This is a genomic window from Vibrio sp. Vb1729 (assembly GCF_033338655.1).
GTDB classification, from domain to species: domain Bacteria; phylum Pseudomonadota; class Gammaproteobacteria; order Enterobacterales; family Vibrionaceae; genus Vibrio; species Vibrio alginolyticus.
Genome location: NZ_JAWOTB010000050.1, coordinates 96981 through 123515, shown reverse-complemented (window position 1 = coordinate 123515; position 26535 = coordinate 96981). Strand labels below are relative to the sequence as shown.

Genomic DNA, 26535 nt, shown 5'->3' with positions numbered 1-26535 from the left:
AAACTACTCCCCAATAACACTAAAATGATATTGTATTACAAATATTAAATGGTATAAGAGACGTACTACTGTGTTTATAAAATCAACTAAATTGCTTCTAATAAGCTTCTCTGGGCTTGGATTAATAGGGTGTGGAGGAAATACCTCCCCTACAAGCCAAGATGATAAACCAAATATTCCACACCAAGAGCATGTAGCACCATACTCAGTAGCAAAATTTCAAAACATATTGAGTAATTCAGATTTACAAGTATCAGATCCCAATGGGGAGGAGGGAAACAAAAACAGTGACGTCAAAAATGGAGCATTCTCGGATTATAAGAGTGACCACTTTTACGCAGAAAAGGATTCCAATTACCTTGTCTTTAAAATGTCGAACTACAAAATGCGCTCAGAAGTTCGTGAGCGAGAAAACTTCAACATTTCAGAACAAGGCGTCTTTAGAACTTTGTATGCAGATGTTCGATTACCAGAGATTAACCTTGCAATGGCTAGCTCCCCTGCAAACCACGATGAAGTCACTTTCCTGCAAATTCATAACAAAGGCACAGATACTTCTGGTATAGGTGCTATCCCACACCCTTTGTTACGAATCGTTTGGGAACAAGAACGAAACAGTATCACTGGTCATTACTGGGCGGTAGTAAAGAACAATGCCATAGATTGCAGTCTACCTTCTAGCGCATCAGATTGTTATGCAACATCATATGATCGTTATGATTTAGGAAAAGCCGATCTCAACGCATTCACGCGATTCGAAGTAAAAATCGGAGAAAACACATTAACCATTAAAGTGAACGATGAGCAAAAGGTAAATGTAGATGTATCCTACTGGCAGCACCTCCTGAGCTACTTTAAAGCCGGAGTTTACAACCAGTTTGAAAACGGTGAAGCAAAGGTACAATTTAAGCAGCTAGGACTAACCAAAACTGACCATACTGATTCAATAGCCTGGAATATTGACGATTGGAAATTAACCATTCCTGCAAGCAAAAATGATTGGTATGGTTTTGGCGGTGACAGCGCGGCTGAATTAGAGCCTGAGCGTTGTAATTCAAGTAAAGATCCTCTGTCTAACGAAGAGAGCGTTTACCAACGCGAGATTGATTTATCATACTTCAATGTTATTGACGGTAGCATGCATTTCCGTGCCGATATGGGTTACGGCACGTCAACGGCCAACTCCAGTTACATCCGTTCAGAGTTGCGAGAGCTCTACATCAGTACTAACTCCCCGGATTGCAGCACCAGCGATGAAGAGACAAGTTGGTATATTGAAGATAGTCGTACCGGTGCAACTTCGCATACGCTAAACGCAACACTAAGAATTAACGAATACCCTAAAATCGACGGTCAATTACCAAAAGTCGTGGTAGGCCAGATACATGGTTGGAAAATCAGCCAAGCACTCGTGAAGCTACTTTGGGAAGGTGACAATAAGCCAGTCCGAGTTATTCTGAACGATAACTACAAACTTGATAACAACAAAGACTGTACTGATTGCAACGCATTCAGCGTTAAGCTTGGTACCTACGCGGTAAACGAAGACTGGCAATATACGATCCGTGCCGATAAGGAAGGACTGTTTTTAGCCACCTACGATGCAGATGGCAGTAATATGGTCTCGCACACACTGAAGTGGGGAGAAGCATACTCAGACACCGCTAACAACAAGTCCTATACTCTTACTGAAAGATGGGCATCGCCTGATATTGCGTTTTACTTCAAAGCCGGAATTTACCCTCAGTTTAAACCTGATAATGCATATCGAGGAGAAATCTTTGATGTGAGCTTTAGTGCTTTGAGCACTCTTCATCAATAGTCATTTCAATCTCTTAGCAATAGGCTTGCTACTTTGCTCTAAAGCAACGAACAAAGCTCATACTGCCGCCACGGGAAATTTATTTTCTCGTGGCCTCTTCTTTTAGAACACCACAATTCAAATCGCTTCACGCATAGTGTTTCCTTCTACGATAAATATATAAATCAACCTCCACTTAGGCAGCTTAAAAAAAGCTTCTATAGTTTCATGAGATATTTATCTACCCTAACGCTGAGTTATTTTAAATTTAACCAATTAAACTACTCTAATATACATTCGCACTTAAAAATAAACATTGTCAGAAGATAAAAGCAATCAATAATTATTACTTATCTATGGTGATAAATTTTTAAATTAATTTATCCATGTCAATTAAAATAATATTTGAGCTGTTTTATTCTTCTATAGAAAAAAAGCCCTCAGCTACAAAGCCGAGGGCAAAGGACTTCAATCAACTAAAAGTGATAGAACTAGCCTTGGTACTTACCAAAAGATTGTTTTAATTTATAGAAAGTAGCTTGTGCGTAATCATCTGGATTACCGTACATATTCTGGTTATAGACACCGGCTTTAAAGTACATATATCTGCCACCTTCGTCATAGCCACTGTCACTCATATCTACGACTTGAACAACATCATCTTTACCATCACGTTTTACCGTAACTGTCATTGTGTTGCCTTTCACATCAATGATGTAGCTGAATTTTTCACCTAGCGCGATGCCATCGTCACCGATTTCACCAGTCATATCACCCACTAAGCTGTAGTAATCCTCTGTTCCAGTTTTGGTTTTTTCGTGAGCAAAGTAAACTGTACCTGTTGGTTGGTCTGGTAGCTTACGATAATAAAGACGAATTGGCTCATCATCTTTGTCATGAATCTGGCCGATAATAAAGCGGCCAACTTCATGCGACTGACCAGTTGTGGTTGCGTGGTCAATCTTCAGAGTAGCTTCAAGCGTACCGTCTACACCACCCGCTTCTTTTTGATCTTCAACTGGTGCAGAACTGAATACCCAGTTATTAGGATTTACACCTTTTGTGCTGTAAGACTTATCACCAGCACGAAGCATGGTACGTAACTCAGTTCGCGCGTATTTAGTGTTTTCAGAAGTTCGAGCGCCTTTCACATAGCTCTTGAATACCATTCCGCCATCATCTGCTGTGTAGAATATATCAGAGTGTTGGAAGCCGTTAGCCAAGTCCCACTCATCAATATCATCAGCACGACCATCTTTGTCATGGTCGAAAGGTGTCGTCAGTTTCCAACGTGTTAAGTCAAAGTTTTCACCCGGAGCATTTGTAGCGAGTGGCTCTTTCGGTAACGTAGGGTAAGGCATCGCTTTAGAAAGATCACACGTCACAGTCGTTTCACAAGGACGGACGATTGGTGCTCCAAAGTCGCCTTTACGATTCTTTTTGAGTAAATCCTTTTGTGCCTTTTGCTCCGCTTTCATTTGCGCAATCATAGCCGCTTCAGCGTTAACGACGTCATCAGTAATGATGTGGCTTGCCGGACAGGCATTAATTCCGCAATTAACTGCAGCTAACTCAGTAACTGAGTTCCATTGGTTTTTGCTATTACCGTGGCCAACGTAACGAACATAGCGTGCTTTTACTGCAGGCTCAAACTGGAAGCGCTCTAAGCCAAGTGCGCGACCAGAGCTTTGCGCACCCTCAATAACCGTCACCCAGTTTTCACCATCAGTACTAAACTGAACATCAAATTTGCTGACGCGTTCGTTACCTTTGCTGAACGAGGCTTGAATTGCGTCGAACTCATAAACCGAGCCGTAATCCAACATCGCCCACTCACCATCACCATTTGCTGACCAACGTGTCATAATATCTTGGTCAAACAACTGCTCTGGAACATTACCATCATGACTACTCGCCGTTATCGTAACGGGAGTCAGAATATCAGCACCAGTTTCTTGGTTGTTTGGAAATGGATCTACCATGGTCGCCGTACTATTACAGCCCACAGCAAGTAAAATAGAAGAAGCTAACAAGCTTTTGAAGAAAATATGCTTCATGTAATCTAACACCTACAATATAAAAATGAATTAACAGCTCTTTTGCTGTAACAACAATTAGGCAATAACACTCGGGTTAAAAGCTGTATTTAAGACCAAGGCGTGTTCTCAATTGGCGGTCATCCGTGGTTGAACCATCCTTACCTTTGACATTCCACAATTCAAAGTAAGGACGGAAATCTCCCATTTGGTAACCAACAATTAAGCCAGCATCCCACTCAGAATCTTTCCAATCAGATAAACGCACTTCGTCATAGTTTTTGTTGTAGTTGATCTCATAGCTCAGCTTGACGTTATCAAGGTACTCGTTATCAAACTGACGCATATCGTAAGAGCCTGTCAGTGTCCACTTACCTTGTTCAACTGTTTTCCCAGCAACGCTTACCGAAGTACCATCCGTTAGTGTTTTGTTACCTGCACCATCTGAATAAACTTGAAATTCGTGTCGGTAACGTAAAGCGGTACTTAAGCCAAAAGAGGATTTGTAACCAACACGAACTTGTGGTTTATAAGTGGTTTTTTCGTCATCATCGCCAAAAGTAATAGGCATCCCTGGTTGGATAAACCATTGTTTATTTATTTGGTAGCGAACTCCCCAATCAAACTCAGAATCACCAGCAACGAGTTGATCCCAAAAATGCGAGTTGTCGTAACTATGGAATTTTTGTTCAACACCAAAGTTCAGTTTGGTCTGATCGTTAATTTTAGAACTACCACTAATTTTGATACGTTGGGCATAAGTTTCACTCTCATGCTTATATTCTGCGCGATAGTCTAAAGTTGCTGCGGAAACCGCTCCCGTCATTAATGTGGAAGCAACGAATAGGGACATTGTTGTAACTGCTTTCATGATTATATCTCTCTGTATATATTTTTTGGGATACCACTTAAATCCCTGGATTTGATTCAACACTATTGAATTAATGTATGACAAATACTAGTTAATTAATCATGAGAGTTCTGTGATATTAATCATGTAAGTGCCCCTCAACTGACAATTTGTATTATTATATATTCAAAAGTGTTAGCTATGTCTGATTCTAAAACGACCTTTGTAGACATCACTTACAGAGAAATGTTTTAACTCGTTTCATATGATAAAGAAGAAGATTAAAAAATATAAACAACAATAAATTCAATGACTTAAAATAAAAAATCTTGATGTAAAATCAAATTTCTTTCCTAAATCACCTTTAGTTTTTGCTGTTTCTCTATAAAGAAAGCCCTCAACCTCATAAAGGTTCAGCTCTTATTGATGTTGATATTCAACTATTTTGTGTGACTTATTCATCACTTCAGTGAGCGATCATTGTATCTAGTGTGAGTCGGATCATTCTATTGATAAAACCATCTAGATGACAGAAATTATTTGTCTAACAATATTACATAAATAAAAACACATAGAAGTGAGTACCTACCATGCAAGTAACAAAAATTGCAGCAGCAATTGCTATTTCCACAGGTTTGTTAACCGGATGTAACACTGATTTAAGGGATGCACCATCAGCTCCCCCACCAACAGAAACTGAGTCTGAGTTGAGCCAAGGTATGTGGGATATTTCAACACCAGCCACTGTGGCGAAATCCGATGATGAGCACGACCTGCCAAACGTCTATGTCTTTGAAGACGGTACGCAAAAGTATTATAACGATGATGATAACTTCGGTACTTACACAATCTACACTTCAACTTATACCGAAGATAAAGATACAGAGACGCTTACATTCAACCTTTATGACGAGAGCGATCTAGGTAACCCTACCGAGTTAACAGGGACTTATGAAGTTTCAAACGGCATGTTAACCATCTCAGGAACAAATGACGGAAAGTTCACCGGTAACGATGAATCAGAAAACGATGCGGTGAAAGATGCAGTTGCAGCGGCAAATAATGACGCTGGCGATAACAACGTCGTACAAATTTTGGATACCAATAAAGGTGGAACAGAAGAAGACACCGGTGAGTTACGAATCAAGCTGTCTGATTCAACGAGTGTTTCAGAAATTTCAACAGGCCGACTAACTGTAGATCTAACTTACCAGCATCATGAAGAAACAGAACAGGAAGCCGACGGTTCTGGTGACAATGCTTACATCTCATTTTATGCAGCAAAAACCTCGAATTCCAACTTGCATGGCGAAGTGGCATTTGAAAACGGCAAAATCAAATACCGCGATGCAAGTGGAAACTTGACGGAAACAGGCGACACGTTTGAGTTAGGTGAAAACCTCGCGATAGAAGTCAGTTGGATAGAAAACTTCTTCTCTTTTTCGGTTAACGGTAAACAAATAGGTGAAATGTTACCTGTCGCTGATGGCACCGCTGTAACTTATGTATCACTGAGACTAGGTGATAATGGCAACACTACAAACTTTGAATTAAATGCAGACAACTTGAAGATTTACTCTAGTGATTCGGGCTCTGAAGTGTTGGTTCTAGAAGAGGATTTTGACAACTACATTCCAGGCTTAGACCTTGCGACAATTTACAACAGTGCATCAAGCGAAGCGGTTGTCATTTCAGACGGAAGTTCTAATCCTGATAAACCGTCAGAAGACGTGAGTGAAAACTTTGACTCATACCCAGTAGGAACAAATATCAGTTCAGCAAACTCTAGTTGGAAAGAATACAATACGGTTGCTGATGACTCCTCCACCTTGACCTCCGTGGCTGTAGTAAGTGATGACGTATCAAAGAGCGGCACTAACTCTCTGCTAATATCCGACACAGATACGACCAACAAACCATACGTTACGCGCGAGTTTTCAAACGGAGCAACATCAAACGGTAGCGTGTCATTCGATGTTTACATTCCGTCAGACAACGAAAAAACTACATACATTAATGTGGGCTCAGGTAAAAACAACTCAGATCGTTACTACGAATTGAGAATTTCGGGTAGTGGTAAAGTTGAAGCCGAAGCAGGATCAGATGACGTAGAAATAGGCACTATTACGACTGACGCTTGGAACTCAATGTCCCTAGCTTGGGATGGTGATGAGATTAACGTTTCTATTAATGGAAAAACGGTTGATGCACCAAGTCAGTCCGAAACAGGCTTAGACGCAACGAATACACCATCACAACTGACTATTTATGTAGGGGACACAAGTGGTGCTTCAACAAAAGCATATTTCGATAACATCGATTCAAAGCAACTCTAGTGTTATTTTGTAGCACTTGATACTAGGCCAGGCTTTCGAGCCTGGCTTTATTTTTTTACCTCTTCAGAAGGACAAAATTCAACACAATACTCTAAATTCAAGCCAGTCCCAGTGATTGCTTGCTCTATCTTGTTTCTTACCTTTTAAAGAATTCCACTGAAAACAAAAGCCTCATCAAATCGATGAGGCTTAAGTAGAAATCGAGTAGCTCTTAGTTTTCTATTAGTTTCAATTTTGATTTAGCTTGAGCTTAGAAAATGTCACGCTATTATAGTCACCGTTTTTCTTGTCGACTGAAAAATCACCGGTGCCCGCACATCCTGTACCCCACACAGGGTGAGACTCACTGACGCTACATTGACCATAAGCTCCTGCTTTAAAATAGAACATGTCTTCTGCGTAGCCATGCTCAAAGTCCTTACTATCAATCCCCTTACTGAGATCTATGGAATAATTTACTGTCTCGTGGCGTTCTGTTTCAAACGTCAAGTTCATCATAGTTCCTTGAACTTCTATCTTGTAGCTGAACTCTTCACCAAGAGCGATACCTGCTTGGCCTGGTTCTTCAAGGTTATCCCAAGTATTTCCCCATACTGGATATGCAATATCAATACGATTTGGATCTTCCTTCGCTAGGTTACGCTCGTAGTTCCAAAATACAGAGCCCATTTTGTGTTCTGGGAATTTTTTATAGAAGATTTTAATGGGTTCATTTCCATGTCCATAACCTTTACCCTCTTTTATTCTTGCATCAATTTTTTTCGCGTGGATTTGACCGACAACAACAGAATGAGCAGGCCCTTTTTCTGGAAATTTGGCGTGTTCAGAAACATGGTTCACTTTCAAGGTCGCTTCCAACGTTCCACCTACGCGACTGTGTTTAGCAGCCTGAGGGTGGCTCGATAAAGCCCAATGGTTTGCTAAATCATCGGTTTGAATAGAAAAGTCAGCGCCACGAGGCATTTCACGTAGTTCAGAGCGAGCATTCTTCGAGTTTTTTGTCGTTACCGCTTTATTCTGCACTTCAAACACCAAGTTGCCTTCTTCGTTCAAGAAGAAGAAGTCTTTGTGTGAATAACTCAGCATCGCCACACCCTCGATTTCGTCCACTTTTCCGTCTTCATTGATATCGGAAGGAATAGTGATCTTCCAGTTTCGCATATCAAATTTATCGGCAGGGACTGGATAATCAACGCCATTATTTAAATCAGAAGCGATAACAAGAGTTGGTAAGGTAACAGCCATTGCGGCTACGAGTAGATTGAGTTTCATGTTCAAACCTTATTATATGTAATATTGTCATACATATAATAAGGTTTGCAAAGGAATGATTCGAGGAAAGAAGTTATGATGTGCTCTATTGATCACAATTTATAAACTCGATAAACCCCAAAATGATAAGCTATACATACTCCTCTTTAGTCCATAGCATCTACGAATCTTTTCGACCTAATCCGAAAGTCATAGGATCAATCGTACATTAGCTTGTCTGCCTTATTAATATCGAAATCTTTCAGAGACTTACGTGCTAAATGCCTAAATGGCCATGCCTTAACAATTTCTTCAAACGGCATGATTGCAAACACCCAAAACACTGAAAGGTCCAAGTATAAAATCATCAAAGCACATAACGGTATTGAGATTACCCACTGACCGGTAAAGTTAATCTTAAACACCTCCGTTGTTTTACCTAACGCTCTCAAAATATGACCATGAACGGTGTTATAGCCACGTACTATCGGTAGCAGTATGTAAAGTGGAGCAATCGCGGATAACGCTTTGTAAGTACTCGGGTCTAAGTCGGGATACAAATCAGGAAGAACGAAACTAAGTGCAAAAAAGAAAAATGCTGAAACGAACGAGATCATCACGGCCATATCAATACTAATATCGACATTGTTACGCAGCTCATCCATTTTTCTTGATCCAATTGCTTGGCTAATCGTGATTGCCGATGAATGCGCCCAAGCAGTAATGAACTGAGTACCAGCTTTGATCCAAGGCATCACGATAGTCATAGCGACATAAGCATTTAAGGTCAGTTGCGAGTACAGCAACATGTATATCGTTGCGCCAGTTTGTAACATTGTGACGTTCGCCGCGACGGGGAAAATCTCTTTAAAATGCTTATATATATTGCTTTTCAATGACGCATCAAGCTTCTTAATAGACAAGATGATAGAATCATCAAGCTTAATGCACATGGTTAAATATAACAGCCGAATACTAATAGCAACCAAACTACCCGCCGCGGCGCCTTGAACGCCAATACCTTCAAAATTAGTCAGGCCGTGAATCAGAACATAAGACATCGCCACGTTGACTGGCAATTCAATCAAATAGCCTTTAAATGGAACTTTGGTCCGTCCAAGCGCATTGAACACCGCAATCATAACCTGAGTAATGGCATTGAATATGACGATGAACTTAGCAATTGCAAGGTAGCATTTTGTCTCCGCATAGAGATCAACGTTATCCGTCAACTTACTGATTAACGCTTCATCAAAGACAGTAATCAACAGCCAGAATAAGGATGCGACTAGAACGTTGATAACTAAAGCTGCCCAGAAACCTTTATTTAACGATAGATAATGACCAGAGCCTACGGCACGGCTAAGTACCAATTGAGACCCATTTGCTAGAGCCATTTGGATGCCTAAAACGAAAGAAACTATTGTTGTAGCAATCCCCATAGCAGCAAGTGAAACTTCACCTAATGGAGTAACAAGCAGCGTATCAATCATAAGCATTGATTGCATCAACAAAGCATTAAGAGCAAGCGGCCAAGCAAGAGATAAATTTTTCTTTATATATGGTTGGGAAAACATTAGTAAACCTTTGTAATGAGGTTAAACGTTTAAACTAAAGAGCTCGGTCATTAGGCAAAGTTCATGACAAAAAGAAACGACAGAAAAATCTTTTTAGTCAATAAAGGTGTACGCAAGCTCTTAACTATTCACGGCGTCGGAAAGCCTCTGATTCTCATCATTTAACAGCGTTTGAGAGGCTAAACGAGCTTGAAATGAGTTTCCGACCATAATTGCATCATAAATTGCACGGTGCTCATTAAGGCAGAACCTCCCTCCTTCAACTGACTTGTCAATAAACACCTTAAATATGGTCGAAAGTATATTGCTGAAGGGAACGTAGAATTGATTATCGGTACAAAGGAATATCGTTTGATGAAACAAATGATCGTTAGCAATCCACTCATCATAATCGTGACATCGTGCTGCCATCGTCATTCTTTGAAATACAATTGACAACAGCTTTCTTTGCTCAGCATTGGCATTTTGGGCTGCCAGCGCACACGCCTCTGGTTCTATGGCTTTACGCAATCCTAAAAACTGAGATAGAAACGGCTTAGTATCTTCTAAATCTTGGATCCACTCTAAGAGTTGAGGATCAAGAAAATGCCAATAGTTTCTTGGTAGTACCGTAGTTCCAACTTTTGGTTTAGAGATAATTAAGCCTTTAGCAGACAGCAACTTCGTCGACTCTCGTAGTGCTGTCCGACTAACACCAAACAACTTACACAGTTCTATTTCACTCGGGAGCTTCTCATTTTGACTTAATTCTCCTGACAATATTTTGCGAGAAATCTGTCTTGCTACTTGTACATGTATCTTGTGATTTGAATTCCCGAGAAGTGAAAACTCTGCCATCTATATTCCTCATTGCCAGCAGCCTAAACGACTTGTTTAGCTAATAATTAGAAAAGGCCAAATGAAACACGCTTTGAAGGCGGAGACTTTCTGTGTAAATGTAAAGCACTGTTATTTAGCGTCTAAAATCTAACGATCTTATGAATATGATTTTTACTCGCGAGGTATATTGGCCAAACTCAATATTGAATGGTCGAGTAGTAACATCATGCACACCGATCGTTAGTATATAATAATACAATATCACTTTATTTAACAAGAAACCTGACCTTCTATTCAAATTGTGTGCTGTGTATTGAAAATCAGTGAGTACAATAAGTAGGCGCGACTAGAGTTAACTAACATATTGAGCTAACAGATAAATAAGGAATGATGTAAGAATCGGTGGCCTCATCTGTTATACGCTAAGTATCATAATCATGAAGGCTTCATAAAGCAGTCGGAGATTCAAAATGGATTTGTGAAGACAACTGTTATTACGTAAACATCTTCTTGGTGAGCTACACTTTGGATGATATAGTCCAAGCTTAAATAATACAATTTTAACGATAAGTGATTTTATGTCTGGTGAATTTCATTCTATCTCCGGTTCCAAGCGCAGCTTACATGTACAAGTAGCTCGCGAAATTGCTCGTAGCATTTTGTCAGGCAAGATCCCTCAAGGGTCCATTCTTCCAGGAGAAATGTCCCTGTGTGAACAGTTTGGTATCAGTCGCACAGCTTTGCGTGAAGCCGTAAAACTTTTAACATCAAAAGGTTTACTCGAGTCACGTCCAAAAGTTGGTACTCGAGTCATCAACCGAGCGTACTGGAACTTTTTAGACCCACAATTAATTGAATGGATGGACGGTCTAACAGAGATAGATCAGTTCTGTCATCAATTTTTGGGGTTACGACGCGCGATAGAGCCTGAAGCTTGTGCACTCGCAGCGAAAAATGCCACTGCGGAACAGCGAATTCAGCTATCAGAAGCATTCCAAGATATGTTGGAAGTCGCTAAAGCAGACGAACTGGACAAAGCGCGCTGGATGGATGTAGATATTCGTTTCCATAGCATTATTTTTAACTCAACCGGAAACGACTTTTTCTTACCGTTTGGGCATGTTCTGACTACAATGTTCATTAACTTTATTGCTCACTCATCTGAGGAAGGCAATACGTGCATCGAAGAACATCGTGAGATTTATGAAGCAATAATGGCAGGCAATGCTGAAAAAGCACGTCAAGCTTCGGCTAACCACTTGTTGGAGTCAAAACATCGCTTACCCGAAGCCAGTTAAGCTTAGAGCTTGGGCGATCTAATAACTAGGCAAAAGCACGCATCTCGCGTGCTTTTTTAATTTCGTTTCCTCCAATTCTTTATGGCACACCATCAATATTTTGATATATAGTAATACAAATGTATTTTGAGAATGTTGTGTTATGACCGACTCGCTACTGCCAAATATCATACAGTTTATCAGCCAGATTGATCCGTTTGACAAGGTACCTAAAGGTGCACTTCGCGAGCTTGCTTCATCTGTTAAGATCACTTATTTAAGCAAGGGGGATGTTGTTGATCAGTATTCTTCTAAGAACGAAAAGTCACTTTATATTGTTAGAACTGGCTCTATCGAACAGCGTAAATCTGATGGCATATTGAGAGCTAAACTTGGTCCGGAAGATTTGTTTGGCTTCACTTTTCTTGGTAACGAAGTCGAAAGCGGAAAAGAATACAAAGCAATTGCAATCGAAAATTCATTAGTTTATGTAATTCCAAATGCTGCGCTGAAAAAGTTGTGCACTTCTCATCCTGAATGTGCTGAACATTTTGCATCACAAGCTCAGGTACGGCTAAAGTCAGCATTAGATGTCGTGTGGTCTAACAAAGAAAAAGGGTTGTTTATTCGGCGTGTAGAGGAAGTTGCTAGTGGTCGAGTTGCAATTGTAACCGCTGAGCAATCCATTCAGTCAGTCGCCAACGAGATGATCGATAAGTGCTCTCCCTGCGCTGTCGTTTATCGTGATAATAAAATAGTTGGACTGATTACCGACCGAGATATGACAAAGCGAGTCATCGCCAAAGGATTAAGCATCTCAACACCAGTCGTCGAAGTCATGTCGCCTGATCCTAAAACAATTCATCCTGACGATTTAGTTCTGCACGCAGCCTCCATTATGATGCAGCACAACATAAGAAATTTACCCCTAGTCAAAGACAATAACGTCGTTGGCGTTTTGACAACAACGCACTTGGTTCAAAACCATCGAGTCCAAGCTATATTTTTAATTGAAAAGATCAAATATGCTGGCAGTGTCAAAGCTTTGTCTAGTTTTACGTCTGAGCGCCAAGCTATTTTTGAAGCATTAGTCGAAGGACGGGTTTCACCAGAAATCATTGGTAAAGTGATGACCATGATTATGGATGCGTACACTCGTAGGTTAATACAAATAGCCATTGATAAGTTGGGAACACCTCCCTGTGACTTCTCTTGGATTGTGGCAGGCTCTCATGCTCGCCAAGAAGTACATATGCTGTCAGATCAAGATAGCGCCATCGTATTAGATGATTCTGCAACAGATAACGACCGTATCTACTTCAAACATTTAGCAATGATAGTAAGTAATGGTCTGAATAAATGTAACTATCCATTGTGTCCAGGGAAATTTATGGCAGCGACCCCTAAATGGTGCCAGCCTCTCTCTGTTTGGAAAAAGTACTATAAGAAATGGGTGGCAAATCCTGAATACGAGCGCCTCCTCAATATCAGTGTCTTTTTAGAAATCCGAACCGTTTATGGAAACAAAGACTTTGAACAGATACTTCGCGATGAGCTTCACTCTAACATCAACGCTAATAGAGAATTCCTTACGATGTTAGTTAACGATGCGGTGAAAACAAACCCACCGCTAGGAATATTCAATAGCCTAGTGTTACAAAAATCGGGAGAGAACAAGAAAACGCTCGACGTAAAAAAATACGCGATTAATCTAATCATTGATCTTGCAAGGATTTATGGTTTTGCAGTTGAATGTGACCTCACTGCAACTGATGAGCGTTTTAAAGCAGCCAACGAAAAAGGGCTGCTTAGCCATGACGCGTACAAAAATATAATAAACGCATATCAATTCATCTTGTCGTTTCGATTTGCCCATCAATTAGAAGCACTAAAAAGTGGAGATGAGCCAAATAACCACATTGACCCCAATACGTTCGGTAGTTTTGAACGTCAACATTTAAAAGACGCGTTCCGCATCATTGCAGATCTACAAGAAGTCGCCAAACTCCGTTTTGGGAGCCGATAATGAAGCGCTTACTTGAGTACTTTCATCCATTGACACGAAAAAATCGTCAGAGACAAAAGCACTCTAAAAAGAAGCACATCCCTCTTTATCTTAAAAAGCTGCTTCGCTCGCCAAATCTGGACATAAATCAACGAGCTTTTGACACTGAGTTCATCGTTCTTGATCTTGAAACAACTGGCTTAGACAGTGAGGAAGAAGTCATTCTTTCCATGGGCTGGGTAGAGATTCGACAAAGCCATATTGACTTAGCAACAAGTCAACACCTTTATGTACATAGCGACTCAAAAATTAAGCCCGAAACCATAGTTGTTAACCATATTACCCAACAAATGCTGACTGATGGAATCTCTATTCATGAAGCAATGCGGACATTCTTTAAAGCAGCAGAAAACAAAGTTATTGTTGCGCACGGATGTATAGTCGAAACTAGCTTTATTAATCAATATTTACAGCGAGTTTTCAACATAAAAGAGTTGCCGCTCATTTGGATAGACACCTTGCGAATAGAAAAAAGGTTACAAAGAGCTATCAATGCTTCCGATGAATCAGATGTGACTCTAGCAGCGACAAGGGAACGTTACGGGTTACCCGCTTACAACGGCCATAATGCACTTGCAGATGCAATTGCAACTGCAGAGTTACTATTAGTTCAACAAACCCGTATCGCACCTCAGACAAAAGCGACAGTCGGGCCCCTTTACCGGCTTAGCCTGTAATCATCCAGATCACAGGCCTATTTGCTAAACATGTTCTCTGTCACAATTTGGTATCATCAGCATTTACCTTAATTAATAATACAATATCATTAATGGAGGCGACGTTAGCAAAATGCAGCGAATAGCCATTGTCACTTGCCAACATCAGAGCGAGTGTAAACTGATTAGTTGCTCCATATCATAACTACATTTTAGAGAGCTTAGCATTGCATGTGCGCAATGATTGTCGAAGATCTAGCAGCGTTACATAAACAACCGAATTCAGGTGATGTCCCCTCGAACGTCATCTGCAGTGGTTAGTAATCATGTAAAACCGCTGTTGCGAACTTCAGCCGACAGCTCGCGGTACTAGTACCGTTTGGCCCATGCAGTACAGGCTTGCATGGGCTTTTTTTTAACAATCCTACATCAATCGATGTTATATCCCTCTGCCAGATATGCATAAATCCGCGTCCATTCTTATTAGAGGACTTAAGATTCTTTATAAGTATATTCATAGAACCCATACCTAAACTCGACACTTTTAGCAGCTTCAGAGAAAAGCAATATCTGACACCGATCACTTGTATGATTAATTAAAGGGTTTATTACGCCTTACTGGTCACGGTTTTGAGTTATTGTACTACAAATAAGAGGAGCGAACGTTACTATTACTTAGGACAATAAACTACTTCAAAGGTCTAAAGATGGAACTCAATACTCTCATTGTGGGCATCTATTTTCTATTCTTAATCGCAATAGGTTGGATGTTCAGAACTTTTACTAGTACTACAAGCGACTACTTCCGAGGTGGCGGCAACATGCTTTGGTGGATGGTTGGAGCAACGGCGTTTATGACTCAATTCTCTGCTTGGACATTTACTGGCGCCGCTGGTAAAGCCTACAATGACGGTTTTGCTGTCGCTATTATTTTCCTTGCAAACGCGTTTGGTTACTTCATGAACTTCGCTTACTTTGCACCGAAATTTCGTCAGTTACGCGTCGTAACTGTCATAGAAGCCATTCGTATGCGTTTTGGTACAACAAACGAACAAGTATTTACTTGGTCTTCGATGCCAAACAGTGTTGTCTCTGCAGGTGTATGGCTTAACGCCCTCGCTATTATAGCTTCAGGTATTTTTGGTTTTGATATGACAGCAACCATCTGGATTACCGGTTTAGTTGTACTTGCGATGTCGGTAACTGGCGGCTCTTGGGCGGTTATCGCCTCCGATTTCATGCAAATGGTCATCATCATGGCGGTAACGATCACATGTGCAGCCGTTGCTATTGTTCAAGGTGGTGGAGTTACTGAAATTATCTCTAACTTCCCAGTCGCAGAAAGTGGCAGCTTTGTTGCAGGTAACAACCTGAACTACTTAAGCATCTTTAGTATTTGGGCGTTCTTTATCTTCGTTAAGCAGTTCTCTATTACAAACAATATGTTGAACTCTTACCGTTACCTAGCTGCAAAAGACTCTAAAAATGCAAAAAAAGCAGCTTTGCTAGCATGTGTATTGATGTTGGGTGGAGTTTTCATTTGGTTCATGCCTTCTTGGTATATTGCAGGCCAAGGTGTTGATTTAGCGGCAGCTTATCCAGATGCTGGTAACAAAGCAGGCGACTTCGCGTACCTATACTTCGTTCAAGAATACATGCCAGCAGGTATGGTTGGACTTCTGGTCGCTGCAATGTTTGCTGCTACGATGTCCTCTATGGACTCTGGTCTTAACCGCAATTCAGGTATTTTCGTAAAGAACTTTTATGAACCGATCGTTCGTAAAGGCCAAGCATCAGAGAAAGAGCTAGTCGCAGTTTCTAAAGCAACATCGGCGGTATTTGGCGTTGCAATTATTCTAATCGCGCAGTTTATAAACTCTCTAAAAGGTCTGAGTCTATTCGACACTATGATGTACGTTGGTGCGCTCATCGGGTTCCCAATGACAATTCCAGCGTTTTTAGGCTTCTTTATCAAGAAAACTCCAGACTGGGCCGGTTGGGGAACTCTAGTCGTGGGTGGCATCGTTTCCTACCTTGTTGGGTTTGTTATCACAGCTGATATGGTGTCATCGGCGTTTGGCCTTGAGGAGTTGACTAGCCGAGAATGGTCTGATGTGAAAGTAGCAATAGGTCTAATCGGACACATGACGCTAACTGGTGGCTTCTTCATGTTGTCGACTCTATTCTACAAGCCTCTAACTGACAAACGCCAAGCAGATGTCGATAAGTTCTTTGAAAACCTATCAACGCCTCTTGTAGCGGAATCAGTGGCACAGAGAAAACTCGATAACAAGCAACGTCAAATGCTGGGTAAACTTATCGCGGTCGCAGGTATAGGTGTCATGTTTATGGCTCTGCTACCTAACCCAGTATGGGGGCGCTTAGTGTTTATTCTATGTGGTGCCATCGTCGGAGGTGTTGGTCTACTACTTGTAAAAGCTGTGGATTCAAGCGCTGAACAAGCCTCTGAACCTGTGACAGAAAGTTAAATCTCTTATTCTAATAAACGCGGCTATTCTTTGGCCGCGTTTTTTAATTCTAAGTTCCCAGTACGAACACTTCACCCTTTTACGAAGACATATCATCTTGTCTAGGGTTATCGAATTGCAGCTTTATTTTGTCATTCGATAAGGCTAAACCAGAACGTGATAATCTGATCGAGTTAAAAGTGCAGCCTACCTTGCTTAAGTAAACGCCCCAAAGCCATCCAAATATCTGATGAAGTAAAGATCTCGGCTCGTATACTTTGTTACCGCTTCGTGATTTAGACTCGCTAGTCCTTTACATCACCACCTAGTCTACAAGCCAAACTATTCCCGCTGAACAAACCATCTCGGGATTACTTAGGTACACTATTTTCTCTTTTTGCAGATGGCACAACAACCGCTACCAATAAAGCTAACAACAGGAACACGGGGCTAAGCATTAATCCATGCCAGATTGAATACCCATCATGGAACAGCCAGAATATACCAAGCGTCAGTAGGTACGAAAAGTAGCTGCAAAACACCAAGCTAATCGCGACAAAGCGCTTTTGATTAATAATAAGAATCCGCACTAGATACTGGCTAAGAATACCAGAGCAGCGCATGGCAAGTTGCCAATTAATGATAAAGAAAGCAAGCGCAATAAACCCAGCTACGACCAGTGCATCATGCGTGCTTAAAATGAAGTAGCTACCAAATCGGCTTATGATGACCGGATAATCGCCTTCGTATATCGTTGACCAAGATATTGCGTTCGCTGCTGCTACGTAATTGGCAAAATAAGCAATGGCGTAGAAAGTCGTTTGAGAACTGAACGGCTGAAATACGTCTGTACAAAACCCTCGCCATTCTTCTTTGTTGGCGGTAGGCCCAACCCAGTCACGTTTTTTTTGAGCGGTACGCCCGGCAAACGCAGGCTCGTTGCGAAACAACAGCCAAAATATATAGAGTGCAAGTATAACCAAGAGTATCGAAAACATACCCTTCCCCCTCAGAAATTATCGGCGCCACTGCCAATGGCGTTGGGGTCGTAAACTGCACTTCCCTGCTATACCTATTTGATTTATCAAAGACTTAATATTTTATTACCACCAAAATTCATTTAATGGCATGCTAAACAGCGATATTTTCACGCTTTGTGCGTGAAGTTCGAAAGCCTACTTTTAGGTTTAGCACAAAAATAGCTACAGCAAAGCGTAAGATAGGGATTCCGCACCCATCAATGAAGATGAGGCGTTAAGCAGAAGCTGCGACCGCAATGAGAAGAGAAGGATTCAAAGCGGTCATGCATGGGCGAGAGGAGCAACTATTTCTCTAACTTTTCTTCAAATACACCAATCTCTCTGCCCAACCAAATCGCGCGTTCTGTGTGATCGAGCAACTCTTCTTCGCTTACTGGGTGAATAAGCACAGAAAAATCGCCTCGAATCGTATCAAGCCACGCCAAGAACTCTTCACTCAATGATTCTAGGTGAATTTCAAACATCGGCATCTTGTGTGGGCCAACTAACCTTCCAACTAATGGAAACACACGCAGCACATCTTGACGCTCTTGACGGATGATATCGTTCAAGGCTTGCGCTTTATCTTGTTCTCTTAGGGGAAAATAAACATGAGCGTGGTACATAACTTCTCCATAATCACTTCCGCTTGAGCACCACCTACTTTGGATAAGCTCAAGGACTGCCGAGGGTATACATTTGTAATGCCGTCACCCTACCTTGATTCCACTCAGTTGGGAAGAAGTTATGCATTCTCATAAGGTCGAGGCTTCGAGCACAACAAAAATTTGCAATTCATCATATAGCAACTGTTTGAGTTGATTCATTAATAATGACTCACTTTGTCAAATTTTACAGCCAAATTTTGTTGCAAATATGTTTCATTAACCAGTAATTAAATTCGAGTTTAAAAATACCACCAACAAAATAGCAGCATATTACTCTGCAAAATCAGGGTGTAAGCAAAACTTTACTACTGAGCGAAAGTCAAAATGAAGCATAATTTAACAATTTGTTTACACTTATTGTATCTGGCTATACCACGATTTAGTTAGAGGGTTAGATACAGAAAAGCCTTTCTCTGTATCTTGCGGTGAAATAGTCGCAGCGATGTTATCGACAAATAGTTTAAGGGACGAACAGATGCCTACCGCTATCGAAAGCACACGCAACCTTAGGTATGGCCTTTGCGCTGATATCAGAGTTTGAGTACCCATACAAACTCTGGTTTTGTATGAACAGCTGCAGTCCAAAAGACCCGCAGCGTCAAAAGGAGCTTGAGATGAACGTTCAGGCATTACCCATGCATCGGTTTATCGACCATCGTGGGGACCTAGTCGGCCAACTACCCAACTGGGCTGACACTGAAACATTGGTCGGGTTTTACCGAGATATGGTATTAACTCGCACTTACGACAACAAAGCAGTTGCCTTGCAACGCACCGGTAAGCTAGGGACCTATCCCTCACACTTAGGCGCGGAAGCCATAGGCATTGCGGTCGGCAGAGCACTTAAAGCCGATGATGTGTTTGTTCCTTACTACCGCGATATGCCTGCGATGTGGTGTCGTGGCATTGGCATGGAAAAGAACCTTCAATACTGGGGTGGCGATGAGCGCGGGAGTGATTTTGCTCCTGAAGGCAGTCCGGTTCCTAGCCGAGACCTTCCCTACTGTGTACCCATAGCGACGCAATGTACGCATGCTGTCGGGGTGGCTTCCGCGCTAAAAATTCAAGGTAACCATGAAGCTGCGCTAGTGATGTGCGGCGATGGTGGTACATCCAAAGGGGACTTTCTTGAGTCAATAAACTGCGCAGGTACTTGGAATATTCCACTTGTTTTCGTCGTAAACAATAACCAGTGGGCAATTTCAGTTCCGCGTAGTCTCCAATGTGCCGCCGATTTCTTATCAGAAAAAGCGCAAGGTGCAGGTATACCGGGTATTACTGTCGATGGTAACGATGTCGTCGCCGTTTATGATGCAACTAAAACCGCCCTTGAGAGAGCAAGAAAAGGGAAAGGTGCAACACTCATCGAAGCGGTGAGTTACCGACTGAGTGACCACACTACGGCCGATGATGCGACTCGTTATCGTAAAGAAGATGATGTTCAAACTGCATGGCAATACGAACCTATCGCACGTCTTAAAACGTACCTCCTTAATCAAGGCGCTTGGAGCGACGAACAAGAACAGCAATGGCTAGATTACTGTAAAGAGCAAGTAGAGTTAGCTGTTGAACGCTATCTGAGCTTACCGCCACAAGCACCAGAAACCGGTTTCGATTATTTGTATGAATCGCTACCTCAAGAGCTTCATGCACAAAGAGATGAACTCATCAACAAGGCAATGAGAATGCAGGGAGGCAGACATGGCTGAGCTAACGTTGGTTGAAGCAGTAAACCTTGCCCTGCACCACGAAATGCAACAAGACCCCAATGTTGTCGTATTAGGTGAAGACGTGGGCGATAATGGTGGTGTATTTCGTGCCACTGTTGGACTCAAGCAAGAGTTTGGTCTTAAACGAGTCATCGATACGCCACTCGCTGAAGCCTTAATCGGCGGAGTTGCGGTCGGTATGGCAACGCAAGGATTACGACCTGTCGCCGAATTTCAGTTTCAAGGTTTCGTTTTTCCTGCGATGGAGCACTTAATGTGCCACGCAGCTCGAATGCGTAACAGAACTCGCGGTCGGCTCACTTGTCCCGCGGTTTTTCGTGCGCCATTTGGCGGCGGTATCCACGCTCCGGAACACCACTCAGAAAGCGTGGAAGCGCTATTTGCTCACACTGCTGGATTTAAAGTGGTGATTCCTTCTTCTCCACAACGCGCATACGGCTTACTTCTCGCTGCAATTAGAAGCAATGATCCCGTCATGTTCTTCGAACCGAAGCGCATATATCGCACCGTTAAATCTGAAGTCGTTGATAACGGCGAAGCACTCCCACTCGACACCTGCTTCACCTTACGTAAGGGGCGAGATATCACGCTCGTTACTTGGGGCGCATGCATCGTAGAGTCACTTCAGGCCGCGCAAACCTTGTCTAGTCAGGGAATTGAAGTCGAGGTGATTGATTTGGCGAGTATTAAGCCAATTGATACCGCGACGATTTTCAGCTCACTAGAAAAAACTGGACGTTTACTCGTTGTTCATGAAGCGAGTAAAACTTGTGGTGTGGGCTCTGAGCTATTAGCTCGAACCGCTGAACACGCCATGTGCTTACTTAAAGCCCCACCTAAACGAGTAACTGGAATGGACACCATTATGCCTTATTACCGTAACGAAGATTATTTCATGGTTCAGGAAGAAGACATTGTGACCGCGGCGCGCGAACTCGTGGAGGATTGGAAATGAAGACGTTTAATTTACCCGATCTCGGTGAAGGTCTCGCTGAGTCAGAAATTGTCAAATGGCACGTTAATGTCGGAGACATGGTTAAATTAGATCAAGTGATCTTAACCGTAGAGACAGCAAAAGCGACGGTAGACGTCCCTGCCCCCTATTCGGGCCGTGTGGTCAGCCGTCATGGTGAGGAAGGTGAAATCGTCAATATTGGTGCATTACTGCTAGAGATTGATGAAACAGGTGCCGGGATAGAAGTAACGGAAGAGAAAAAAGCCACTGCTGACGCCGCAACCGTCGTCGGTAGCGTTTCTCACCAAGCGCATCATGTTAACGTTGATGATTTCTGGATTGGTGGCAACCACAACACGACAGAAAGTAACCTCGTTACCGCCCTGCCTTCGGCTCGCTTGTTGGCACAAAAACTTGGGGTAGATCTTAACCTCGTGTCAGGTAGTGGCCCGAACGGACTTATCGTAGATGCCGATATTTACGACGAAGCCGGAAAACAGCGTCCAGGCACCGAAGTTTTGAAAGGCGCTCGACGTACCATGGTATCGTCTATGACCGAGTCGCACGAACATGTTGCCGCCGTAACCATTACGGAAGAAGCATTGTTGGAAGATTGGCTGCCAAACGAAGATATCAGTATCCGCCTTGTTCAAGCGATTGTTCATGCGTGTCAAGAAGAGCCCGCTTTAAACGCTTGGTTTGATGCCGAAACCATGACACGCTGTGTACACACAACGGTCAATGTAGGAATTGCAGTAGATAGCCGTCATGGATTGTACGTGCCAGTCTTGCGCCACGCAGATGAATACGAGCCACAAGATGTTCGTCGTTGGCTCGATCAAACCGTTGAAGGGATCAGAGAGAGAAAAATCGGTCGTGAGCAATTGCAACACGCGACGATTACGCTTTCCAACTTCGGCGCGATTGCCGGTATTTACGCGACACCTGTCGTCACACCGCCACAAGTCGCTATTGTCGGCGCGGGCCGAATACTCGACCGAGTTGTGATAAGAAATGGTCAAGCAATTTCGGTGAAAGCAATGCCGCTATCCGTAACGTTTGATCATCGCGCTTGTACTGGTGGTGAAGCTGCAAGGTTTACAAAAGTACTTGCAGAGCACCTGCAACGTCCGAGCGAAAAGTAACTTATAAAAATCAAATGATAAAGGCTTCCAGTCCGGAAGCCTTTTGTTTTAGGAAGCAAGACTATATCTACAGCTTCTCTAACAGCTCAGGCATTACCACAAACAAATCGTCGACCAATCCATAATCTGCAATGTCAAAAATAGGCGCATCAGGGTCGCTATTAATTGCAACAATCACCTTGGAATCTTTCATTCCCGCCAAATGCTGGATCGCGCCAGAAATTCCGACGGCAATGTATAACTCCGGTGCAACAATTTTGCCGGTTTGCCCGACTTGATGGTCATTAGATACATAGCCCGCATCGACCGCCGCTCGTGACGCCCCTACCGCTCCACCTAGCTTGTCAGCCAATTGTTCTACTAAAACAAACTTCTCTTTACTCCCGAATGCACGACCACCCGACACCACTACTCTAGCCGCTGGCAATTCTGGTCGCTCACTTTCTGGCGTTTGTTGCGAAACAAACTCACTAAGTTTATTGATAATCACCGTGTCGACTTGAGTAAGCTTAGGGACAACTGGCGTGTCAGATAGCTCTGCGGCATCAAAAGCCGTACTTCTTATGGTCATCACTTTATAGGGATCATTCGACGTGACTCTCGCCAATGCATTTCCAGCATAAATTGGACGAATCACCGTATCGATAGACTCGATTGTCATCACGTCAGAAAGTTGACCAACATTAAGCAACGCCGCCACACGAGGCATCACATTCTTACCAAATGTACTGGCAGGAGAAAGAATGTGTGAGTAGTTTTTGGCTACTTGTGAGATCAAAGGTGCGATATTTTCCGCTAATCCATGTTCATATCCCTTCGCATCAACCCAGATAATTTCTGCAACACCCTGAACGCAATTCAACTCATCCAAAACTGATTGGCACTGATATCCAATAAGCAACACAGAAACAGGAAGCGATTTATCATCATCCTTAATCTCAAATGCCGCTTTAATTGCACACAGCGTCCCTACAGCCAACGATTGGTTGTCATGCTCTGCGAGCACAAGTGTTGCTAATGGTCGGTCTTCCATGGTCATGCCTCATATAACACGTCAGATCCATTACTTGAGCTTAGTCCACTTCACGTTAACGTCAACTGAGCTATAGTTTTCTGTATAGAAACCAAAACCTGTCACGCAGATGACGATAATAGAAAGGAAGCATAAAGATGGAACGAGAATGCATGGAGTTTGATGTCGTGATCGTGGGGGCCGGACCTGCAGGCTTAAGCGCCGCTTGTCGGCTAGCTCAACTCAACCAAGACAGTGAAGGTGACGCACTTTCAATTTGCGTTGTAGAAAAAGGCTCAGAAGTGGGCGCACATATTTTATCTGGCGCTGTTTTTGAAACTAGTGCCTTAGATGAGCTTTTCCCCAATTGGAAAGAAATGGAGGCCCCGCTAGCAGCCTCGGTTCAACGAGATAATTTCCTTTATCTTACTACTGAACAAAACCATATTCGCGTTCCCCACTTCCTTACACCGCGTCCAATGATAAATGGCGAGAATAATTACGTAATTAGCCTTGCCAACCTTTGCCGTTGGCTCGCTAACCAAGCAGAAAATCTTGGGGTGGAAGTTTTTCCGGGCTTTGCCGCTGCAAGCATCAATTATGATCAGACTGGCGCCGTGACAGGCATTAACACGAGCGATATGGGACTAGATAAGAACGGCCAGGCCAAACCTAACTTTGAACCAGGTATCGAGCTAAGGGCAAAATACACCCTTTTTGCTGAAGGTTGTCGCGGACATCTGGGTAAAGAACTTATTCAAAGGTTCGACCTAGACGCAGGAAAGCAACCACAGCACTACGCGCTTGGCCTAAAAGAGATATGGGAGTTACCCACTGACAGTAAGGATGTATCTGGCAGTGTTATCCACTCCGCTGGCTGGCCCTTGAGTGAAACAAATACTACAGGCGGCGGTTTTCTCTATCACATGGAGAACAACCAAATCGCCGTCGGGCTTATTGTCGACTTGAATTACAGCAATCCTTACTTGAGTCCGTTTGACGAATTTCAACGCTTTAAGCACCATCCTGCTATTGAACCACATTTGAAAGGTGCTCAGCGCATCGCTTACGGCGCAAGAGCCATTGCGAAAGGTGGGCTTTCCTCTCTGCCGAGACAGCAATTCCCTGGCGGTTTATTGATTGGTTGTGATGCGGGGACTTTGAACGTCGCAAAAATTAAAGGCAGCCACACAGCAATGAAGTCCGGAATCATTGCAGCAGAAGCGGTACATACGGCCCGACAAACTGGAGCTTCTGAGCCAGACTACCAGTCGTTGTTTGAATCATCATGGTTGTATGACGAACTCGCCGAAACGCGTAACTTTGGCGCGAACATTCATAAGTTTGGCAGCATACTTGGTGGTGCTCTTTCGACTTTTGAACACAACCTGTGGCAACCACTGGTTAAGAAGCCGTTACCTTGGTCTATCAAGGACTATTCGCACGATCATGAGCAGTTAAAACCTAAACAAGAGTGCCACCCAATTGCATACCCAAAACCAGATGGTGAAATCAGTTTTGATAAGCCTTCGTCGGTATTTTTGTCGGGAACACAGCACGAAGAGAATCAACCTTGTCACCTTGTTCTGACTTACCCTCACATTCCAATTGATGTGAATTTAGGTATGTATGACGAACCGAGTCAGCGCTATTGCCCCGCTGGGGTTTACGAAGTGGTGGAAGTGGACAATAAGTTGAAGTTTCAGATAAATGCCGCCAACTGCGTTCATTGCAAAACCTGTGACATCAAAGATCCTTCGCAAAACATCACGTGGAAAGCACCAGAAGGTGGCGGCGGACCAAGCTATCAAAACATGTAGATACGTTAGTATGTTGACGATCTAACAAATGGATAAACAAACCGATTGGCAGAGCCTCATTACTCCTGCCAATCGACAAAATGATCAAGCAAGAAGTCGATAGCCAATCGCGCTCGTAGTGGTAGAAAGTGACGATTCTGATAAACAATCCAGCTGCTGTTGCCGCTTCCCCAATACGGCTCTAGTATTGGCACCAAACGACCAGACGAAATAGCATCGTTGAAACTGCTCTTCGGTAAGTACGCCACACCTAATCCTTCTGCACAGGCTTGCAAGACCGTGTGTGCGTTATTGCTCTTCCATCTGCCCTGCACTTTTACGCCATCTAAAGGCTTGCCGTCTTTTTCAAACAACCAAACGTCCTTATTGGCAATAATGCAGCTATGACGCTTGAGTTGCTCTGGGTGCGTTGGCAAACCATGTTCATCGAGATAACGCTGACTGGCTGCCGCTGCCATGGGACGATCCACCAGCTTTCTCGCAACCAAGCCTGAATCACTCAACCTGCCGTAACGAATGGCAAAATCGAAACCATCTTCAATAAAGTTGACCATGCTGGTGTTGAAGTTAATTTCAACCGTGAGATTAGGATGTTGCTTGGCAAACGCCATCAAGGCAGGCGCTACATGGTTCTCAGAAAACGCACCAGCGGCACTCACACGTAACGTACCACTCAATTGAGTTTGCTGCGTGGTGAGTTGCTCATTGGCTTGCTGAAGCCCAATCACCAACTCTTTACACTGTTGATAATACGCTTGCCCCGCTTCCGTTAGACTCACCATTCTTGTCGAACGTGCTAACAAAGCGACACCTAATCGCTCTTCTAGTCTTGTGACTTGGCGACTGACGTGACTGGTACTGCAACCTAACTGTTTTGCCGCTGCAGAAAACCCTAAGCTCTCAGCAACCGTAACAAACTCATTGATGCCTTCAAAACTGTCCATACTTACCTTTGCTATATAGCAATAATGTTTTGCCAATTAATCATATTATCACTTATTTGTTTAGCAATTAGTATGAAGGTGTTCAACAAATATACGTAAGCCAAAA

The 26535-nt window shown here is 42.8% G+C and carries 20 protein-coding genes; 10 read left to right on the top strand and 10 right to left on the bottom strand.

Annotation, left to right across the window (positions count from 1 at the left end; all coding sequences use genetic code 11):
• Nucleotides 1-70 precede the first annotated feature (70 nt).
• A complete protein-coding gene (locus R7E29_RS21970) occupies nucleotides 71-1822 on the top strand; it encodes a polysaccharide lyase family 7 protein (RefSeq protein WP_054576768.1) in 1752 nt (583 codons plus the stop codon).
• 470 nt (nucleotides 1823-2292) lie between these two features.
• On the opposite strand, the gene R7E29_RS21965 is transcribed toward R7E29_RS21970, so the two are convergent.
• Together R7E29_RS21965 and R7E29_RS21960 are read right to left on the bottom strand one after the other, a co-directional pair.
• Nucleotides 2293-3858 carry a polysaccharide lyase family 7 protein gene (locus tag R7E29_RS21965; protein WP_017821221.1) on the bottom strand — a complete coding sequence of 522 codons (1566 nt, stop codon included), beginning with the start codon at nucleotides 3856-3858 and terminating at the stop codon, nucleotides 2293-2295.
• Nucleotides 3859-3934: 76 nt separating this feature from the next.
• Entirely contained in the window at nucleotides 3935-4708 is a 774-nt protein-coding gene (locus tag R7E29_RS21960; RefSeq protein ID WP_053307760.1) for an oligogalacturonate-specific porin KdgM family protein, read from the bottom strand.
• A gap of 569 nt (nucleotides 4709-5277) precedes the next feature.
• Between R7E29_RS21960 and R7E29_RS21955 the strand changes: the two genes are divergently transcribed.
• Entirely contained in the window at nucleotides 5278-7023 is a 1746-nt protein-coding gene (locus R7E29_RS21955) for a hypothetical protein (protein ID WP_054576769.1), read from the top strand.
• Nucleotides 7024-7251: 228 nt separating this feature from the next.
• Here the strand turns inward: R7E29_RS21955 and R7E29_RS21950 are convergent, their stop codons facing one another.
• From R7E29_RS21950 to R7E29_RS21940, 3 genes are all read right to left on the bottom strand, one after another.
• The gene (locus tag R7E29_RS21950) at nucleotides 7252-8295 is read right to left on the bottom strand and encodes a polysaccharide lyase family 7 protein (protein ID WP_054574338.1); all 1044 of its coding nucleotides are present in this window, start codon (nucleotides 8293-8295) and stop codon (nucleotides 7252-7254) included.
• 197 nt (nucleotides 8296-8492) lie between these two features.
• On the bottom strand, nucleotides 8493-9782 hold the full coding sequence (locus R7E29_RS21945) for an MATE family efflux transporter (protein ID WP_053308081.1): 1290 nt from the start codon (nucleotides 9780-9782) through the stop codon (nucleotides 8493-8495).
• A gap of 189 nt (nucleotides 9783-9971) precedes the next feature.
• Nucleotides 9972-10688, bottom strand: coding sequence for a FadR/GntR family transcriptional regulator (locus tag R7E29_RS21940; protein WP_017634231.1), 717 nt, complete (start codon nucleotides 10686-10688; stop codon nucleotides 9972-9974).
• A 560-nt stretch (nucleotides 10689-11248) separates the two neighbouring features.
• On the opposite strand from R7E29_RS21940, the gene R7E29_RS21935 reads away from it, so the two are divergent.
• The 4 genes from R7E29_RS21935 to R7E29_RS21920 all read left to right on the top strand — a co-directional run bounded on the left by R7E29_RS21935 (nucleotide 11249) and on the right by R7E29_RS21920 (nucleotide 17157).
• Nucleotides 11249-11968, top strand: a complete 720-nt coding sequence (locus tag R7E29_RS21935; protein WP_005388529.1) for a FadR/GntR family transcriptional regulator — start codon at nucleotides 11249-11251, stop codon at nucleotides 11966-11968.
• A gap of 142 nt (nucleotides 11969-12110) precedes the next feature.
• Nucleotides 12111-13973 (top strand): DUF294 nucleotidyltransferase-like domain-containing protein, encoded by a 1863-nt coding sequence (locus R7E29_RS21930; protein WP_054576770.1) that lies wholly within the window; start codon nucleotides 12111-12113, stop codon nucleotides 13971-13973.
• Entirely contained in the window at nucleotides 13973-14689 is a 717-nt protein-coding gene (locus tag R7E29_RS21925; RefSeq protein WP_053307763.1) for a 3'-5' exonuclease, read from the top strand. Before R7E29_RS21930 ends, R7E29_RS21925 begins: the two co-directional genes overlap by 1 nt.
• A 686-nt stretch (nucleotides 14690-15375) precedes the next feature.
• Entirely contained in the window at nucleotides 15376-17157 is a 1782-nt protein-coding gene (locus R7E29_RS21920; protein WP_031781211.1) for a sodium:solute symporter family transporter, read from the top strand.
• Nucleotides 17158-17507: 350 nt separating this feature from the next.
• Here R7E29_RS21920 and R7E29_RS21915 read toward each other — a convergent pair whose 3' ends face one another.
• The 3 genes from R7E29_RS21915 to R7E29_RS21905 all read right to left on the bottom strand — a co-directional run bounded on the left by R7E29_RS21915 (nucleotide 17508) and on the right by R7E29_RS21905 (nucleotide 19372).
• Nucleotides 17508-18134 carry a hypothetical protein gene (locus R7E29_RS21915; protein WP_053307764.1) on the bottom strand — a complete coding sequence of 209 codons (627 nt, stop codon included), beginning with the start codon at nucleotides 18132-18134 and terminating at the stop codon, nucleotides 17508-17510.
• A 326-nt stretch (nucleotides 18135-18460) separates the two neighbouring features.
• Entirely contained in the window at nucleotides 18461-18781 is a 321-nt protein-coding gene (locus R7E29_RS21910; protein ID WP_053307765.1) for a DOPA 4,5-dioxygenase family protein, read from the bottom strand.
• Between the two features lie 396 nt (nucleotides 18782-19177).
• Nucleotides 19178-19372 carry a hypothetical protein gene (locus R7E29_RS21905; RefSeq protein WP_127891143.1) on the bottom strand — a complete coding sequence of 65 codons (195 nt, stop codon included), beginning with the start codon at nucleotides 19370-19372 and terminating at the stop codon, nucleotides 19178-19180.
• 65 nt (nucleotides 19373-19437) lie between these two features.
• Here R7E29_RS21905 and pdhA point away from each other — a divergent pair, with 65 nt between their 5' ends.
• From pdhA to R7E29_RS21890, 3 genes are read left to right on the top strand one after another with little or no spacing between them, the layout of a single operon-like run.
• Nucleotides 19438-20532: a pyruvate dehydrogenase (acetyl-transferring) E1 component subunit alpha gene (pdhA, locus tag R7E29_RS21900; protein ID WP_025998586.1), complete on the top strand. Its 1095-nt coding sequence runs from the start codon at nucleotides 19438-19440 to the stop codon at nucleotides 20530-20532.
• Nucleotides 20525-21508: an alpha-ketoacid dehydrogenase subunit beta gene (locus R7E29_RS21895; RefSeq protein WP_213906676.1), complete on the top strand. Its 984-nt coding sequence runs from the start codon at nucleotides 20525-20527 to the stop codon at nucleotides 21506-21508. The genes pdhA and R7E29_RS21895 overlap by 8 nt, the downstream gene beginning before the upstream one ends.
• Entirely contained in the window at nucleotides 21505-22653 is a 1149-nt protein-coding gene (locus R7E29_RS21890; RefSeq protein ID WP_053307766.1) for a dihydrolipoamide acetyltransferase family protein, read from the top strand. The genes R7E29_RS21895 and R7E29_RS21890 overlap by 4 nt, the downstream gene beginning before the upstream one ends.
• A 67-nt stretch (nucleotides 22654-22720) precedes the next feature.
• On the opposite strand, the gene R7E29_RS21885 is transcribed toward R7E29_RS21890, so the two are convergent.
• Nucleotides 22721-23686, bottom strand: a complete 966-nt coding sequence (locus R7E29_RS21885; RefSeq protein ID WP_017821214.1) for an electron transfer flavoprotein subunit alpha/FixB family protein — start codon at nucleotides 23684-23686, stop codon at nucleotides 22721-22723.
• Nucleotides 23687-23823: 137 nt separating this feature from the next.
• Here R7E29_RS21885 and R7E29_RS21880 point away from each other — a divergent pair, with 137 nt between their 5' ends.
• Nucleotides 23824-25485 carry an electron transfer flavoprotein-ubiquinone oxidoreductase gene (locus tag R7E29_RS21880; protein WP_054576771.1) on the top strand — a complete coding sequence of 554 codons (1662 nt, stop codon included), beginning with the start codon at nucleotides 23824-23826 and terminating at the stop codon, nucleotides 25483-25485.
• 59 nt (nucleotides 25486-25544) lie between these two features.
• Here R7E29_RS21880 and R7E29_RS21875 read toward each other — a convergent pair whose 3' ends face one another.
• Entirely contained in the window at nucleotides 25545-26429 is an 885-nt protein-coding gene (locus R7E29_RS21875) for a LysR family transcriptional regulator (protein WP_042521059.1), read from the bottom strand.
• Between the last annotated feature and the right edge of the window lie 106 nt (nucleotides 26430-26535).

Bases quoted from the DNA above. Each gene is read 5' to 3' on its own strand.
- R7E29_RS21955 (WP_054576769.1), top strand. From the start codon at position 5,278: ATGCAAGTAACAAAAATTGCAGCAGCAATTGCTATTTCCACAGGTTTG.
- R7E29_RS21950 (WP_054574338.1), bottom strand. From the start codon at position 8,295: ATGAAACTCAATCTACTCGTAGCCGCAATGGCTGTTACCTTACCAACT.
- R7E29_RS21920 (WP_031781211.1), top strand. From the start codon at position 15,376: ATGGAACTCAATACTCTCATTGTGGGCATCTATTTTCTATTCTTAATC.
- pdhA (WP_025998586.1), top strand. From the start codon at position 19,438: ATGAACGTTCAGGCATTACCCATGCATCGGTTTATCGACCATCGTGGG.
- R7E29_RS21885 (WP_017821214.1), bottom strand. From the start codon at position 23,686: ATGGAAGACCGACCATTAGCAACACTTGTGCTCGCAGAGCATGACAAC.
- R7E29_RS21875 (WP_042521059.1), bottom strand. From the start codon at position 26,429: ATGGACAGTTTTGAAGGCATCAATGAGTTTGTTACGGTTGCTGAGAGC.
- R7E29_RS21930 (WP_054576770.1), top strand. From the start codon at position 12,111: ATGACCGACTCGCTACTGCCAAATATCATACAGTTTATCAGCCAGATT.
- R7E29_RS21880 (WP_054576771.1), top strand. From the start codon at position 23,824: ATGGAACGAGAATGCATGGAGTTTGATGTCGTGATCGTGGGGGCCGGA.
- R7E29_RS21935 (WP_005388529.1), top strand. From the start codon at position 11,249: ATGTCTGGTGAATTTCATTCTATCTCCGGTTCCAAGCGCAGCTTACAT.
- R7E29_RS21960 (WP_053307760.1), bottom strand. From the start codon at position 4,708: ATGAAAGCAGTTACAACAATGTCCCTATTCGTTGCTTCCACATTAATG.
- R7E29_RS21890 (WP_053307766.1), top strand. From the start codon at position 21,505: ATGAAGACGTTTAATTTACCCGATCTCGGTGAAGGTCTCGCTGAGTCA.
- R7E29_RS21905 (WP_127891143.1), bottom strand. From the start codon at position 19,372: ATGGGTACTCAAACTCTGATATCAGCGCAAAGGCCATACCTAAGGTTG.
- R7E29_RS21945 (WP_053308081.1), bottom strand. From the start codon at position 9,782: ATGCAATCAATGCTTATGATTGATACGCTGCTTGTTACTCCATTAGGT.
- R7E29_RS21915 (WP_053307764.1), bottom strand. From the start codon at position 18,134: ATGTTTTCGATACTCTTGGTTATACTTGCACTCTATATATTTTGGCTG.
- R7E29_RS21925 (WP_053307763.1), top strand. From the start codon at position 13,973: ATGAAGCGCTTACTTGAGTACTTTCATCCATTGACACGAAAAAATCGT.
- R7E29_RS21910 (WP_053307765.1), bottom strand. From the start codon at position 18,781: ATGTACCACGCTCATGTTTATTTTCCCCTAAGAGAACAAGATAAAGCG.
- R7E29_RS21940 (WP_017634231.1), bottom strand. From the start codon at position 10,688: ATGGCAGAGTTTTCACTTCTCGGGAATTCAAATCACAAGATACATGTA.
- R7E29_RS21895 (WP_213906676.1), top strand. From the start codon at position 20,525: ATGGCTGAGCTAACGTTGGTTGAAGCAGTAAACCTTGCCCTGCACCAC.
- R7E29_RS21965 (WP_017821221.1), bottom strand. From the start codon at position 3,858: ATGAAGCATATTTTCTTCAAAAGCTTGTTAGCTTCTTCTATTTTACTT.